This window comes from Metallosphaera tengchongensis (assembly GCF_013343295.1).
In the GTDB taxonomy this organism is placed as follows: Archaea; Thermoproteota; Thermoprotei_A; order Sulfolobales; family Sulfolobaceae; genus Metallosphaera; species Metallosphaera tengchongensis.
The window spans coordinates 457,028-472,500 of sequence record NZ_CP049074.1; the positions used below are offsets into that span (position 1 = coordinate 457,028).

Genomic DNA, 15,473 nt, shown 5'->3' on the forward strand with positions numbered 1-15,473 from the left:
CGACAGTAACAACTACAGATATTTTTAAAAATATAAAATCTACTCTCTTCACTATGTCGAATAAACTCCAGTGTCTCACGTGCGGTAGACCCTTTCCAGAAGGCCAGGGGGTGACTTTCACTCTAATAGGTAAAAGCCTGGAGTTCCATAGCAAGGCATGCGCTTACGCTTTCCTGAAGGATTTGGTACTCTCAATATCCGAGGACTGCATTTCACCTTCCCTTAGGGATATCGAGTCAAAGTATGAGGATAGACTAGAGAAATACAAAAAAGGGATGGAGAAAAAGATCTGACCTGTTGCACAACTTCTCAGAGTAGTTTTAGTCATCACGAGCTCAGGGTCCGCCACACTCATCAACGTATCAAGCTAACACACGAAAACAGTTTTATTAGTTAATAAAGATTGATATGATTTGGAATCATCCATGGATATTTCTCTAAGACGTGTGGACTCCTTTGAGTGGAAAATAGAGAAGCAGGGTTGCATGAAGGTACCCGTTTCAGTGTTCGCGGACGACGTGCTCATTGATAAGATGAAGCAGGACCAGACTCTGAGGCAAGCCAGGAACGTGGCGTGTCTTCCTGGAGTCCAGGAATCCGTCTACGTCTTGCCTGACGGTCATCAGGGCTACGGCTTTCCAATCGGAGGGATAGCTGCAACTTCCATAGAGGAAGGAGGAGTCGTAAGTCCTGGGGGTATAGGCTACGACATTAACTGCGGAGTGAGACTATTAAGGACTAACCTTGACTTCGCTGATGTAAGGCCTAAACTCACGGACCTAGTGGAGGAACTTCACAGGAACGTCCCTAGCGGAGTTGGTAGCGAAGGCAGGATTAAACTCTCTGGACAAGAGCTGGACAACCTTTTACAAGAGGGTGTCAAATGGGCTGCGGATAAGGGGTACGGATGGAATGAGGATATGAACAATATAGAACAGAAGGGGAGTTGGGAACTCGCTGACCCCACTAAGGTAAGCCAGGTCGCCAAGCAGAGGGGCGCGTCCCAGCTCGGTACGTTGGGTGCAGGGAACCACTTCTTGGAAGTACAGGTCGTGGATAAGATATACGACCAGAGGATAGCCAAAGCCTTGGGTATAACAAGGGAAGGGCAGGTAACTGTAATGATCCACACTGGTTCTAGAGGCCTAGGCCACCAAGTAGCTAGCGATTACCTCCAAATAATGGAGAGAGCCATGAAGAAATATGGTATTGAAGTACCTGACAGAGAGCTAGCAGCGATTCCTTTCGAGAGTAGGGAGGGCCAGGACTACTTTAGGGCAATGGTAGCAGGGGCCAATTTCGCCTGGAGTAACAGGCAACTGATAACCCACTGGGTTAGGGAAAGCTTTGGGAGGGTCTTCAAGACCGAAAGTGAGAAGCTTGACCTGCATATAATCTACGACGTGGCCCACAACATTGCAAAGATCGAAGAGTACGACATAGGAGGGAGGAGGAAGAGAGTGCTCGTTCATCGTAAAGGTGCTACAAGGGCTTTTCCCCCAGGAAGTCCAGAGATACCCACGGAGCATAGGGAGACAGGGCAAGTAGTGCTCATACCTGGGAGCATGGGAACTGCGAGCTACGTGATGGCTGGGATTCCAGAGGGAAGGAGAACCTGGTTCACTGCACCTCACGGTGCAGGAAGGTGGATGTCCAGGGAGGCCGCTGTGAGGAACTATCCGGTAAACTCAGTTGTTGGGTCGCTAGAGGAGAAGGGTATTGTTGTGAGAGCTGCAACTAGAAGGGTAGTAGCCGAGGAAGCCCCTGGGGCATATAAGGATGTGGATAGAGTGGCCCGGGTTGCCCATGAAGTGAAGATAGCTAGGTTAGTCATGAGGCTTAGGCCAATAGGGGTGACCAAGGGATGAGGAGGGAGGAAGTACTGGTAGAGGAAGTACAGGACATCTCCCTGGACGACGTTAAGGGATTTAACTTAGAGATCTACAATAAGATTTACGGCTTCAGTTCTGAAAGCCTGTACAGAGCCTCTAGGATCTTAAGAAGGATAGAAAAGGAATGCGACCTAAGGTTCATTTCCTTTACAGCCAACCTGGTGTCCACAGGTCTCAGGGGGCTTTTGGCTGACCTTATCAGGCGAGGATTCTTCAACATGGTAGTGACCACTGGAGGTACCATAGACCATGATATAGCTAGGGCCTTCGGAGGGAAGTACTACAAGGGCTCCTTCGACCTTAGTGACGAGGAGCTCAGGAAGATCAACGTTCACAGACTTGGGAATATCCTCATCCCCTTTGAAGACTATGGGGGTGCCGTGGAAAGAGCAGTAACTGAAATTCTTCCCCAACTGGTCAAGGAGGGTAAGGAGTGGGCAGTCTATAGACTGCTCTGGGAGTTCGGCAAGAGAATTGAGGATGAGCACTCCATACTCAAGGCGGCGTATGAGACCAAGACACCAATAATAGTTCCTGGGATCGTAGACGGAAGCTTTGGGACTAACCTCTTCATCCAGTCTCAGTTTACCGGTTTCAGGATAAACCTTTTCGAAGATATGAGGGAGATAAAGGACAGGGTCTTCTCCAGCAAGAAAGCCGGGGCCTTACTAATAGGTGGAGGTATAAGCAAACATCACACAATTTGGTGGAACCAATTTAGGGACGGTCTTGATTACGCTATTTACCTTACTACAGCTCAGGAGTTCGATGGAAGTTTAAGCGGAGCTAGACCCAAGGAAGCTATCTCTTGGAACAAAATAAAGGACGAAGCTGAGCAAGTCGTGCTATATGCGGATGCTACTATAGCACTTCCATTACTGGCCTCATCCTTAATAAGCTGAAACACTTAATACTATGTCTATTACGGTGAGTTAAATGTCACTCAAGGAGAAATTTACTAGCATCTCTCCTGCCGAATTCTTCAAGAGGAACCCAGAGCTTGCAGGCTTCTCCAACCCAGCCAGAGCAATGTATCAGGCCCTCAGGGAATTGGTTGAGAACGCTTTGGACGCCACGGACGTTCACGAAATACTCCCATCCCTGAAGGTGATAATCGAGAGAACTAACCAGGAGAAGGAGATCTACAGGCTTACGGTAGAGGACAACGGGATAGGAATTCCTCCTCACGTAGTCCCAGACGCCTTCGGTAGAGTGCTCTATAGTTCCAAGTACGTGCTCAGGCAGACCAGGGGAATGTATGGGCTTGGGGTTAAAGCCGCAGTTCTTTACAGCCAGATGTATCAGGATAAACCCATTGAGATTGTGACGGCACCTATTAACTCCAAGAGGACTTACTTCTTCAAGCTTAAGATAGACGTTACTAAAAACGAGCCCATAATTTATGAAAGAGGTTCGGTGTTCAACGAAGCGGGAACCCACGGGACGGCTGTCTCCATGTATATACTAGGCGACTGGATGAGGGCAAAGAGTAGGATATATGAGTACATTAAGAGGACTTACATTATAACTCCCTACGCTGAGTTCTACTTTAAGGACCCTGAGGGTAACGTCATTTTCTACCCCAGGTTGACCACTAAGATCCCTCCTCCCCCTAAAGAGGTCAAACCACACCCGTACGGTGTTGATATAGAACTTCTCAAAAACATGATATCAAGGCAGAAGGACGAGATGACAGTTAGGGAATTCCTGATAAAGGAGTTCCAGGGAGTTGGGGAGAAGACAGCTCAAAGCGTTGTGGAACTGGCTGGACTAGATCCAGACAAGAAAGTGAAGAAGCTCAGCGACGAACAGCTCTCTAAGCTAGTTGACGCCATGAAGAACTTTCCAGACTTTAGATCCCCTTCCCCAGAACCTCTCTCAATCATAGGTTCGGATCTGATAGAGCTGGGACTCAGACAGAGCTTTAACCCAGAATATGTAGGTGCAGTGACCAGGAGACCTAAGGCATATCAGGGTCATCCTTTCATAGTTGAGGTCGGTCTAGCCTACGGGGGGGATATCCAGCCCTCGGAGGAGCCCACAGTCCTTAGATATGCCAACAAGATACCCCTAATTTACGATGAGAAATCCGACGTTATTTGGAAAGTAGTGGAAGAGATTGACTGGAAAAGGTACGGAATAGAAGAGGAACAGATTCCATTGGTGGTAATGGTCCACCTGTGCAGCACTAAGGTTCCCTATAAGAGCGCAGGAAAGGAGAGCATAGCCGACGTTGAGGAGATAGAGAAGGAGATAAGAAACGGGATCATGGAAGCCTCAAGATCTCTGAAGACCTTTATTTCTGAAAAGAGGAAGGGGGAGGAGACCAGGAAGAGACTGCTTACCTATCTAAAGTATATCCCAGAGATATCCAGGTCTCTCTCTATCTTCATGGCCGACGGGAAGAAAGACGTAGCGTCGAAAATACAGGAAGAGCTTAAGAACAAGCTCATGGACCTAGTGATAACAAGGCTAAACATTAAAGAGCAGGACCTCGAACTGTTTAAGTCATATAAGGTGGAGGAATTATGAGCGAGTTCGTATCTAAGGTGGACAGGGAAGCCAGGAATAGGGCGGCCGAGACGCTAAAGAAACAGTTCCTAACCCTTGTAGATCAGCTGGAGAGAGGCGAACCCCTGGTGATGGAGATACCAAAAAGGACCCTCACCAACACGGTCTACGACGAGAAGAGGAAGTTGCTCCTTCTAGGAGAGGAAAAAATGAAGAGAAGCTTCCTAGACATGAACGAAGCTAGGAGGTTCATGCAGACTGTGTTGATGGGAAGCATTATCTATGATGCTCTTGTCAACGATGAGTACCCCACTATACGTGATTTATACTATAGGGGTAAGCACTCAATAGTCCTGAAAGATCCCAGAGGTAAGACCCACGAGGAGAACACCTGGGACGAACAGAAGGAGTCCGACAGCGTCATAATAGACATTGAAGTCTTCACCTCCCTGCTTAGAGAGGAAATGCTTATCCTAAGTAAGGAGAAGGGAAAAGTAGTTGGGGACATGAGATTGAGGAGCGGTAACGACATTATAGATCTTAGCAAAATGGGTCACGGTGCCTACTCCATCGAGCCCACTCCAGACCTGATAGACTTCGTGGAGGTCAACGCTGAGTACGTGCTGGTAGTGGAGAAGGATGCGGTCTTCCAGCAGTTACACAGGGCAGGCTTCTGGCGTAAGTATAAGTGCATACTTATTACTAGTGCTGGCCAACCGGATAGGGCTACCAGGAGATTCCTCAGGAGACTGAATGAGGAATTAAAGCTCCCAGTCTACATCCTCACCGACGCTGACCCGTACGGGTGGTACATATACAGCGTCTTCAGAATCGGTTCGATTTCGCTTTCCTATGAGAGCGAAAGGTTAGCTACTCCTGACGCGAAGTTCCTAGGGGTCTCCATGGGCGATATATTTGGAACCCCAAAGAAGAAAGCTTACCTAAGCGAGAGGGAGAGGTCCAGTTTCATTATAAAGGCAAAAGATACCGACATAAAGCGCGCGTTAGAAATAAAGAACTACGAGTGGTTTAAAACCAAGAGCTGGGAAGAGGAAATAAACATGTTCCTACAGAAAAAGTCGAAGTTGGAAATAGAGGCGATGGCTAGCAAGGGACTTAAGTTCCTAGCGTTCCAGTACATACCAGAGAAAATACAAACCAGGGACTTTGTAGGTTGAAGCTTTAAGGAAGTCAGGCGAGACAGGTTATTTCATCAATCAAACTGAATTGGGCTCCTCATTCCAGTTAATGTTTTGAAGCGAGATCTAAAGGTTAACGTTCAGCTAGAGAGGTTATAGCCCCCTTAGATCTTATAGGATCTTGGTCATTTCACTTGAGTTGGGGAGCTCATTAACTTCTGCTTCAAACTGTTGAGAACATCCTAGCATTCCTCAGGACGAAGTTCTGTCTATGGAACCCTATCCGATCATAACTCTAGACTGGACAGTCCTAACTAGATCTCCTGGACTGGAAACCGTTTAGAGCCCAATTTCCGATGAGGAACTCGTTTTACGTCACTCCATATACCCCAATATCTCGTTGAATGTGTTCTTCTTGCAAGTCCTGCAGAAGTAGTACAACGACTTCTGCCTGCTTATGTCGAAACTTACGTTTATGAGGTACTCCGTGTTACACTCGCTACACTTGACTTTCCATGGCATAACTTATAAACCGAATTCGTTCAAAATAAGTTTGCTGTGAAGAAGAATCTAGTCTGAGTTGTGATGAAGGGCCAAAGCTCGGAGCAAGAGTTTTAAATTGGCTCTAAAGTCTGGATAAGTGATAGTAAATGGGAATAAATTACTCGACAGTAGGCGAGATGAAGGAAGGTAGTTACATTGTTATAGACGGAGAACCCTGCAGAGTTGTGGAGGTAACTAAGGCTAAGACAGGTAAGCACGGTAGCGCCAAGGCAAACATAGTAGCTGTGAGCATTTTCACGGGATCTAAGAAAACCCTGATGGCACCAGTGGACTCAACTGTGGAGGTCCCGATAATAGAGAAACATGTGGGCCAAGTTATAGCTAACGTGGGGGACAAGGTTCAGATCATGGACCTAGACACCTACGAAACCTTTGAGATTGAAATGCCCTCAGAGGAAGAGGTAGCAAGTAAGATAAGGAAGGATGCGGAAGTGGAGTACTGGGAGGTAATGGGTCGGAAAAAAATTGTAAGGGTAAAGTGATTTGTTAGATGGAATAAGGGATGCAGTAAGAAAATTTTTAGGTGGAAGTTCCTCCTACGATGTAGCGGTAGAGGAGTTCATAAAGGACCTTCAGAAGGCCCTGATCTCCTCTGACGTGCAGGTTAAGCTAGTTTTCTCCCTCACCAACAAGATCAAGGAAAGGTTAAAGAACGAAACTCCTCCCTCTTCCATAGGAAGGCGTGAGTGGTTCATAAAAGTGGTCTACGATGAGCTATCAGCCCTGTTTGGAGGAGATAAGGAACCTGACCTCAACCCTAAGTCCCTGCCCTGGGTAATTATGTTGGTAGGAGTACAGGGAACAGGAAAGACCACCACAGCCGGGAAACTGGCGTTTTTCTACAAGAAGCGAGGTTATAAGGTAGCTCTAGTTGGCGCAGACGTTTATAGGCCTGCTGCTCTAGAACAGTTACAACAAATCGGAAAGCAGATAAACGTACCTGTCTACGGTGAGCCGGGAAACCACGGCGCGGTTGGCATAGCTATGAGGGGGGTTGAGAGATTCCTGAAGGATAAGTATGAACTCATAATTGTGGACACTGCAGGGAGGCACGGGTACGGTGAGGAAGCGAAGCTACTGGATGAAATGAGAGATATCTTCGAGAAGATAAAGCCTAACGAAGTGGTCCTAGTAATTGACGCAGCAATAGGTCAGAAAGCCTTCGACTTAGCCAAGAAATTTCATGAGGCCAGCAACGTAGGTTCCATTATCATAACTAAGATGGACGGCACTGCCAAGGGAGGCGGAGCTCTCTCGGCAGTTTCAGCGACAGGAGCTCCCATAAAGTTCATTGGAGTCGGTGAGAAAATTGATGAACTAGAGGTCTTTAACCCAAGGAGATTCGTCGCTAGGATCCTAGGAATGGGAGACGTTGAGGCAATTATAGAGAAGATAAAGGCAGTCGAAGACTACGAGGGGATACAGAAGAAAATGGAGGAGGTAATGAGCGGAAAGTCCAAGCTAACCTTGAGGGACATGTACAAGCAGATAATGGCCATGAGGAAAATGGGTCCACTTTCCAAGATTCTTCAGTTAATCCCAGGCATGAACATGATGGGAGACATTCCGGAGGACCAGGTCAAGGTGGGTGAGAGGAAAATGCAGAGATGGATCTCCATAATGAACTCGATGACCTATGAGGAGCTCGACAACCCTTCAATAATAGACAAGCAGAGGATGAGAAGGATAGCCATGGGATCTGGTACAGAGGTAGAGGAAGTAAGAGAGCTGGTGGAGCATTTTAACATGGTACAGAAAACGCTCAGGACTCTAAGGAGGAGAAGGAAGGACGTCGAGAAGCTCCTGGGACAAATGGGAGGGGAGTGAGTAGACTGAGGACTTGCCCAGAGTTTAATCGTGTCTCGTTCTTGCCCTCGCGTTAAGCTTTCGCAGTTCTAGAGAGGCGAGACGTAGGAACTCTGTTATGAAAAAGAGGGTAAGCTTATGTTTTCTTACCTTGACTAGTTGAGGATGGCTGAAACTTTAGTGGACCAGGCCTTAAGGTTATTGGAGAAGTATCCTCTCTGCGACTCGTGCCTAGGGAGATGTTTCGCGAAATTGGGTCACGGTTATCAAAACAGGGAGAGGGGGAGGGCGATAAAGCTATCCATCCTAATGGAGTTAGACCGAAAAATCAAGGGGCATCAGCTCAACGACCTGAACGAGATAAGGGAGGTTCTATTTAACTCTGGAGAGGTCGCTAAACCCTTGTATGAGCACTACTTTAAGGATCCAATGCAGGAGAGGACCTGCTATCTATGCAACAACTCCTTAGACGAGATTAAGGAGGACTTCCTTTCCAAATCTCTTAAGATTTTGAGGGAGAGGAAGGTAGGATATGTCCTTGGGGTAAGGCTTTCGGTCAGAACCCAAGAGTTAGAGACTTCCTTTGCCACAGAGAACGGCTTGATTTTCTACGAGAGTATGAAGAACGAGATTAGGAGGGAAGTGGGAAAAAGGCTTTCCTCCCTGGGTTATGAGCCTGAAATCGATAAGCCAGAGGTAGAGCTAGTCTATGACGTGGAGACTAGGGAGGTGAAGGTAACACAGAAGACCAAGAGGTCTCTTTACCTCTATACCAGGTTTTCCAGAGACGTCCCAATCTCCTCCTGGTACTCTAAGGGAGGGGAGTCCCTAGATCAGAAGATAAAGGGAAAGATCATAGTGCCCTTCACTGAGCCCTCCTCGGTGAGGATCTTGGAGTTCTACCCCATAGTGCTTGAGGAGGAGCCGAAGGAGGGTGAGTACTCGGGTTACATTATGAGGAGAGTCGGACCAATCGGAAAGAAAGAATTCAATCTCCTCGTTCAGTCTAAGCCAACAGTCAGGTACTACAGGGTGACCTTCTTCTCTGAAAACAGGATAGGCCACGAGATATACGCTGGCATACAAGATGTGGTGATTCAAGCTAAGAACTACGAGGAGCTCTCCCAGAAGCTAAGGGAGATGAACGTATCCCTCATCTCCGTCGACTTGCTGAAAACTGAGGGGAGGCACAGGAGAGTGATGAGCCTTTTAACTTCTAAGAGAGAATAGGCATTATGCGCGTAGGTCTAATAGGTCTAGGGGTAATGGGTTGGAGAATTGGGGTGAACTTGAAAAACGCGGGAAAGTTGGACGTGGTCTACAATAGGACACAGTCCAAGGCTGAGGAGTTCTCCAGGAAGTTTGGAGTGATGAAAGCCTCAAGCGTTCAGGATCTGTCCAAGGAAGTTGACTTGATTCTCTTGATGCTCTCAGACGACCAGGCAGTGAGGGACACAGTTAACCTCCTTCTTGAGAACGTAAAGGGTAAAACGGTTGTGGACATGTCTACGATTTCTCCATCCTTGAGCGTAGAGCTCGCCAAGGAAGTCGAGAAAAGAGGGGGAACGATGTATGATGCACCCGTGGTAGGTACCTCAATCATGGTGGAGCAAAAGAGGTTAAACGTACTGGTAGGAGGGCCAGAACACGGGTTCCAGGAAATCAAGAGCCTCCTTCTTAACACCGCTTCTACTGTCCTCTATATGGGGAGGAACGGCATGGGTCTCTACGCCAAGTTAGTGAATAACCTGCTCATTGGAGCTTACGTAGCCAGTATGGCTGAAGCGTTTAACCTCGGCGTAAGGAGCGGGCTTGATCCTAAGCAGGTATCAGAATTTTTAGCTAAGTACAGTAGTGCGAGGTCTCCTACGTCAGAGCTCAAGGCAGACATGATGGCAACGAGGGATTACTCCACTCAGTTCGCCACTAAGCACATGAGGAAGGACTTGGAGATCATCGAGAGGGAGGCTCAGAAGCTCGGGGTCATCAACCCCATGTCCTCACTGGCCCTTCAACTGTACAGGATGGCTGAAGCTATGGGGCTGTCGGAGAAGGACTACGCCTCAGTCCTAGAGATATACTCCATGTCAAGTAGAGGAAAGGTCGATTCATGAACAAGGTCTGGATGCTAACTCCCCTCTTTCTTCCAGTTAGGGGAGGTACCGAAGTCCACGTGTTTAACTTAAGCAGGGAATTGGTTAAGATGTCTGTGAACGTTGAAGTCCACACTACCAGGGATACCTACACGGAGAGGGGGAAGCTCCCTCCGCTGGAGGTCATGGATGGGATAAGAGTGGTAAGGCATAGGAGAACCTGGGTGTACAGAGATTCCCCCTCTATTCTTCACTTCCACAACTTAGGAAGGAAGTTCAGTTCCTGGAACCTCTACACCTTCCTCTTTTTCGCAATCTCCTCATTGGTGGAGACCCCCTTGGTAATGACCCCCCACGATATTTTTGTGAGCGACCAGGGTAGAGCCCTGAACTGGTTAAAGAGGGAGATGGGAAAGAGAGTGGACAAACTGATTGCAGTGAGCGAATGGGAGAAGGAGGAGATGGTAAACCTAGGTTATGACGGCTCCAAGATAGTTGTGATCCCTAACGGTGTCGACGACATGGCGTTCATTTACCCCAAGTCCGAGGGTATTGAGGACTACTTACTTTACGTCGCTAGGATAAGCCCCGAGAAAAACCAACTCTTTGTAATTGATTGTATTAAGGACCTTGACATAAGGCTATTCCTGATAGGGCAAGTCAGGGACAAAGAGTACTTGGAGAAGATCAAGAAGCGAGTTCACGAGCTGGGCCTCGGGGATAGGGTGAAGTACCTAGGCGTAGTAAGCGAGGAGGAGAAGTACTCCCTTATGGATAAGTCCCTGGCTGTAATCCTAACATCAGAAATGGAGGCAGAACCTATCGTCGTAAAGGAGGCAATGGCCAGAGGAGTCCCGGTAATAGTGGGTAATAGAGCTAAGGTTCTATCAACCGTAGTGAAGGACGGGGTAAACGGGTTCGTGGTCTCAACTTGTGAAGACCTGAAGGACGCAGTGAAGAAACTTAGGGACCCCAAGACAAGGAAAGAGATAGCGGAAAACAACGTCTCAACTTCTAGGGAGTGGAGATGGAGGAACACTGCCCTAAAGGTGCTTGAGCTCTACAAGGGTTTAGTCTGAACGTAACAATGACGAATGACATCTTAGTTGTCAACCTCAAGTTGTACAGATCGAGAGATCCATGAGTACACTCTCCGTTTAAATCCTCTCACTAAACCCCACGGCCTGTTGAGCGTGGCTCCTATTCCGTGGGCTTGAAAATCAAGTGTTTACGTCAAGTCAGGTTCAGTTGATAAACATAACCTAAAAATACATCTGATTTACTAGTTGGCACATGTTCCCAGTTAAAGGAAAGAGGGTTCTGATAACAGCCTCTACGGAAGGTATCGGAAGGGGTGTAGCTGAGACCTTCTCTGAGAACGGCGCAACAGTTGTAATTTCCTCTAGGTCTAGAGAGAAGCTAAAATCAGCCATTACTGAGATGAGGAGAGTTAGTCCATCAGTTTACGGTATCGAGTCGGACATGACTGATTACAAGTCTCTAGCTTCTCTGGTTTCCTATGCCATCAAGGTTATGGGAGGAATTGACGTACTGGTGGTGAACACAGGGAATCCAATAAGGGAGCCCGTAACTTTCTCAGAGACCGAGATAGTTGATTGGGAGAACTCGGTAAGGCTCTATCTGTTAGGAGCTATTTACGTCACTAAGCTAGCCCTAGAGGACATGGTTAAGAGGAGGTGGGGTAGAGTAATTTACCTCTCCTCCTGGACAGTGAAGGAACCCCAGAGCATCCTAGTCCTTGCAGACGTGTCCCGTTCCCCCCTTCTTCAGCTCACCAAGATCCTCTCAAAGGACTATGGCAAACATGGAGTGACGTTCAACACAGTCCTCATGGGTAGCTTCAACACACCAGGGGCTAAGAGGACCCTCTCGAAGTACGCCGAGAGCAAGGGCGTGTCATTCGAAGAGGTGTGGAAAGAGAGGGTCCTTAACCCCATCGCTGTCGGAAGGACAGGAGACGTCAAGAAGGACTTGGGTTCCCTACTCCTCTTCCTTTCCTCAGACTTCAGTGAGTACATCACAGGGACCAGTATACTGCTAGACGGCGGTACCTCATCAGCCCTTTGAGCCCCTACTCCTCCACTGGGTTCCACATAGCTATAGAACGAGCTGCTCTTGGCCCCCCCATCAAGGGTCATTTCTAGACTCTCCCCTTTCAATAACTTTCCACTCCTCTATGAATAGTCCTAACTCCAGTTTGAGGTATTCCTTCAGCGTATATCTTTGATTGATTAATGGTATTATCAATTATCTTACTCATGGAAAGGTTTATAATATGAGTCCTACAACATTAACTTGATGGACATGGTCTACAAGAAACAAGTTAAAATAAAGACCCCAACAGGTAAGGAAGCTGAGCTCGCACCTGAGAAGGCTTGGACCCTAGCCCCGAAGGGCAGAAAGGGAGTGAAGATAGGACTCTTCAAGGACCCAGAGTCAGGTAAGTACTTCAGACATAAACTACCAGACGACTACCCCGTTTAAGTTTTTTATCCCCTATCTAATTTAGCGTGATGAAGCTAGTCATTAAGATAACCGGAAAATTTTTCGATATGGAGGGCGACAAGTCCTCCCTTCTCTCCTCCATTAAGGAGTTGATAGGGTTAGGTCACAGGGTGGCCCTCGTCACGGGGGGTGGAGGAATAGCCAGGAGGTACATAGACCTAGGCCGAACCCTAGGTCTCAACGAAGCCAGTTTGGATCTTCTAGGGATATGGGTCTCAAGGCTTAACGCCCTCTTGATGGCAATGGCGATGCAGGACTTAGCCTACCCAAAGGTCCCTGAAAGCCTAGAGCAGTTCATGGAGTTCTGGGCCCACGGTAAAGTAACAGTTACTGGAGGTTTTCAACCAGGCCAGTCCACCGCTGCTGTCTCTGCTCTTGTAGCAGAAGCTATTTCAGCAGATTACCTCCTTATAATAACGACTGTGGACGGAGTCTACAGCGCTGACCCCAAGAGGAACCCAAACGCCAAACTTCTACCTAAAGTTACAACACTCGAACTCAAGAACATACTGGAGTCCTCCCAATCAGTTAGGGCTGGCACATATGAGCTCCTCGATCCAATGGCCATGAAGATAATCGAGAGGTCCAAGATCAAGGTAATGGTTATGGGGCTTAGTAAGATAGGAAGTATCGACAGAATCCTTAAAGGTGAAGAAACTGCAACCATAGTGGAACCGGTGTAACCGATGTCAATCCTAGACCAAGAAGAGTTTGTAAAGCTGAGACTCCTTAAGCCGAAGGTCGACATCAAGGAGGTACAGGTTATCCTGGACGAAGTCGAGGCTGAGGCTAAGAGGGGCAATAACGTCAAGTCAGCTCTTATTTTCGCGTACGCTAATCACTTGGATTTGGTGAAAAAGAATAGAGATCTTTTCAACCTGATTGGGTCAATCCTCGAGAAGTATACCCCTAAGCTCGGCGTTGAGAACGTTATAGAACTAATATTAAATTCCCTTTCTTAGTTCGAACTTCTCACCCATGTTTTGCATAGATATTAATAAGTTACTCACCAATGTAGAACTTCTAGGTGCGATTAATGAAAGTAGGAATTCTAGATTCTACATTGAGGGAAGGAGAGCAGACCCCAGGGGTGGTTTTCACTACGGAGCAGAGAGTGGAAATAGCTAAGGCCCTATCTGACCTTGGGGTGGCCATGATTGAGGCCGGCCACCCGGCAGTTTCACCGGATATCTACGAGGGGATCAAGAGGATAATGAAACTGAAGAGAGAGGGCGAGATAACCCCGGAGATCCTGGCCCACAGCAGAGCAGTGAAGAGGGACGTGGAGGTCGCTGGCGAGTTAGAGGTAGACAGGGTGGCCATATTTTATGGCGTGAGCGACATCCACCTAAAGGCTAAGACCAAGACCACCAGGGAGCAGGCCTTAAACATAATCGCTGAAGTGGTCAGCCACGCTAAGTCCCACGGTATGAAGGTAAGGTTCACAGCGGAGGACGCCACTAGGACTGACCTTGACTACCTGGTTACCGTAGCCAAGACTGCGAGGGACGCTGGAGCGGACAGGGTAAGCTTAGCGGACACTGTCGGGATCCTCTACCCGACTAAGACTAGGGAGCTCTTCTCCTTTATGGTCAAGGAAGTCCCTGGAGTGGAGTATGACATTCACGCCCACAATGACCTTGGAATGGCCGTTGCTAACGCGTTGGCTGCAGTTGAGGGCGGGGCGACTATCATACATGCTACCGTCAACGGCCTCGGGGAGAGGGTCGGAATAGTCCCCCTTCAGGCAGTGGCAGCTGCCCTCAAGTACCACTTCAATGTCCAAGTTGTGAGGCTGGACAAGCTCGTGGAAGTTGCTGGGTTGGTGGAGAAGTACAGTGGTATTACAATGCCTCCCAACTTCCCAATAACAGGGGACTACGCGTACGTCCATAAGGCTGGAGTCCACGTGGCAGGCATACTTAACGATCCGAGGACCTACGAGTTCATGCCCCCTGAGACCTTCGGTAGGAGTAGGGACTACGTCATCGACAAGTACACAGGGAAGCATGCCCTGAAGGACAGGTTCGAGAGGTTAGGCGTCAAGTTGGACGATAGGGAACTTGAGCAAGTTTTGGCCAAGATAAAGTCCAGTCAGAACACCAGGTACTTTAGGGACGTGGATCTCCTGGAGATTGCTGAGGAGGTAACCGGGAAGGTCCTTAAGCCGAGACCACCAGAAAAGATAGAGGCAGTGATCTCGGTGAAGTGCGGATCTAACGTCTACACAACCTCAGTGACCAGGAGGCTTGCGGTGATTCCAGGCGTGAAGGAGGTAATGGAGATCTCCGGAGACTACGATATAGTGGTCAAGGTGGAGGCTAGAGACTCGGCGGAACTAAACAACGTTATTGAGAGCATTAGATCAGTTAAGGGCGTTGAGTCTACCTTAACTTCCCTAGTACTCAAGAAGATCTGACTATACCAAGCTTATTTAATCCGATGCCTACTAGTGGACGTTCTCGCTTCTGACGTTACCCATTCCCTCTCTTTTCATGTGTTAGGGAGCCTCCATTCTCTTTGTGATTGGCGCAAGTCTCGCCACAACGTGGAGGAAGCCATAGTACCCTTTTGAAGTGTTTGAAAACTGACAAGTCTCTAGCTCTGCCCGGATACAAACCAGGTCTAACCAATTATGCCCTTTCCTTTAACCTCAGCAACCTTTTCCCCACTGTGATTTCCATTATCATGGACTTGAGGCCAGGTATAGGAGCCCAACCCCGACATTATGACTAAAAGGATCTGGCTATACCAGCATATCTTGTTCTAGTCTGAAACCTCATTGAAACTCCTAGAAAATAAGACTGGAGAGCATCGGGTTATATGCCCTCATCCCCACCCCTACACCCTAGTGCTGATCCCCTAGACCGTATATACTTGTGCCTCCTAGACCGTAAAGTCCCAAGTCGACCAGTTTCCTTGCAAAACATTTTTAGGCAAAC

General features: G+C 48.0%; 16 protein-coding genes. 15 read left to right on the top strand and 1 reads right to left on the bottom strand.

Going from position 1 to position 15,473, the window contains the following annotated elements; genetic code table 11:
• Positions 1–53 precede the first annotated feature (53 nt).
• The 5 genes from GWK48_RS02375 (at position 54) to GWK48_RS02395 (ending at position 5,581) form a co-directional block, all read left to right on the top strand.
• The gene (locus GWK48_RS02375; RefSeq protein ID WP_174629251.1) at positions 54–293 is read left to right on the top strand and encodes a hypothetical protein; all 240 of its coding nucleotides are present in this window, start codon (positions 54–56) and stop codon (positions 291–293) included.
• A gap of 132 nt (positions 294–425) precedes the next feature.
• Entirely contained in the window at positions 426–1,868 is a 1,443-nt protein-coding gene (locus GWK48_RS02380) for an RtcB family protein (RefSeq protein WP_174629252.1), read from the top strand.
• The gene (locus GWK48_RS02385; RefSeq protein WP_174629253.1) at positions 1,865–2,794 is read left to right on the top strand and encodes a deoxyhypusine synthase; all 930 of its coding nucleotides are present in this window, start codon (positions 1,865–1,867) and stop codon (positions 2,792–2,794) included. The genes GWK48_RS02380 and GWK48_RS02385 overlap by 4 nt, the downstream gene beginning before the upstream one ends.
• Before the next feature lie 34 nt (positions 2,795–2,828).
• A complete protein-coding gene (locus GWK48_RS02390; RefSeq protein ID WP_174629254.1) occupies positions 2,829–4,424 on the top strand; it encodes a DNA topoisomerase VI subunit B in 1,596 nt (531 codons plus the stop codon).
• A complete protein-coding gene (locus GWK48_RS02395; RefSeq protein WP_174632448.1) occupies positions 4,418–5,581 on the top strand; it encodes a DNA topoisomerase IV subunit A in 1,164 nt (387 codons plus the stop codon). Before GWK48_RS02390 ends, GWK48_RS02395 begins: the two co-directional genes overlap by 7 nt.
• Before the next feature lie 336 nt (positions 5,582–5,917).
• Here GWK48_RS02395 and GWK48_RS02400 read toward each other — a convergent pair whose 3' ends face one another.
• Positions 5,918–6,064 carry a hypothetical protein gene (locus tag GWK48_RS02400; RefSeq protein WP_174629255.1) on the bottom strand — a complete coding sequence of 49 codons (147 nt, stop codon included), beginning with the start codon at positions 6,062–6,064 and terminating at the stop codon, positions 5,918–5,920.
• Between the two features lie 128 nt (positions 6,065–6,192).
• On the opposite strand from GWK48_RS02400, the gene GWK48_RS02405 reads away from it, so the two are divergent.
• The 10 genes from GWK48_RS02405 (at position 6,193) to lysS (ending at position 14,950) form a co-directional block, all read left to right on the top strand.
• The gene (locus GWK48_RS02405; protein ID WP_174629256.1) at positions 6,193–6,588 is read left to right on the top strand and encodes a translation initiation factor IF-5A; all 396 of its coding nucleotides are present in this window, start codon (positions 6,193–6,195) and stop codon (positions 6,586–6,588) included.
• A gap of 1 nt (position 6,589) precedes the next feature.
• Positions 6,590–7,933, top strand: a complete 1,344-nt coding sequence (locus GWK48_RS02410) for a signal recognition particle protein Srp54 (protein ID WP_174629257.1) — start codon at positions 6,590–6,592, stop codon at positions 7,931–7,933.
• A gap of 144 nt (positions 7,934–8,077) precedes the next feature.
• Positions 8,078–9,142 carry a pseudouridylate synthase gene (locus tag GWK48_RS02415; RefSeq protein ID WP_174629258.1) on the top strand — a complete coding sequence of 355 codons (1,065 nt, stop codon included), beginning with the start codon at positions 8,078–8,080 and terminating at the stop codon, positions 9,140–9,142.
• 5 nt (positions 9,143–9,147) lie between these two features.
• Positions 9,148–10,026 (top strand): NAD(P)-dependent oxidoreductase, encoded by an 879-nt coding sequence (locus GWK48_RS02420; RefSeq protein WP_174629259.1) that lies wholly within the window; start codon positions 9,148–9,150, stop codon positions 10,024–10,026.
• A complete protein-coding gene (gene agl16 / locus GWK48_RS02425; RefSeq protein WP_174629260.1) occupies positions 10,023–11,084 on the top strand; it encodes a glycosylation protein Agl16 in 1,062 nt (353 codons plus the stop codon). The genes GWK48_RS02420 and agl16 overlap by 4 nt, the downstream gene beginning before the upstream one ends.
• Positions 11,085–11,298: 214 nt before the next feature.
• Positions 11,299–12,093, top strand: a complete 795-nt coding sequence (locus GWK48_RS02430; protein WP_174629262.1) for an SDR family NAD(P)-dependent oxidoreductase — start codon at positions 11,299–11,301, stop codon at positions 12,091–12,093.
• Between the two features lie 237 nt (positions 12,094–12,330).
• A complete protein-coding gene (locus tag GWK48_RS02435) occupies positions 12,331–12,510 on the top strand; it encodes a chromatin protein Cren7 (protein WP_174632450.1) in 180 nt (59 codons plus the stop codon).
• 29 nt (positions 12,511–12,539) lie between these two features.
• A complete protein-coding gene (gene pyrH, locus GWK48_RS02440) occupies positions 12,540–13,214 on the top strand; it encodes a UMP kinase (RefSeq protein WP_174629264.1) in 675 nt (224 codons plus the stop codon).
• 3 nt (positions 13,215–13,217) lie between these two features.
• Positions 13,218–13,493, top strand: a complete 276-nt coding sequence (locus GWK48_RS02445) for a hypothetical protein (RefSeq protein WP_174629266.1) — start codon at positions 13,218–13,220, stop codon at positions 13,491–13,493.
• A gap of 74 nt (positions 13,494–13,567) precedes the next feature.
• On the top strand, positions 13,568–14,950 hold the full coding sequence (lysS, locus tag GWK48_RS02450) for a homocitrate synthase (protein WP_174629268.1): 1,383 nt from the start codon (positions 13,568–13,570) through the stop codon (positions 14,948–14,950).
• Positions 14,951–15,473 lie beyond the last annotated feature (523 nt).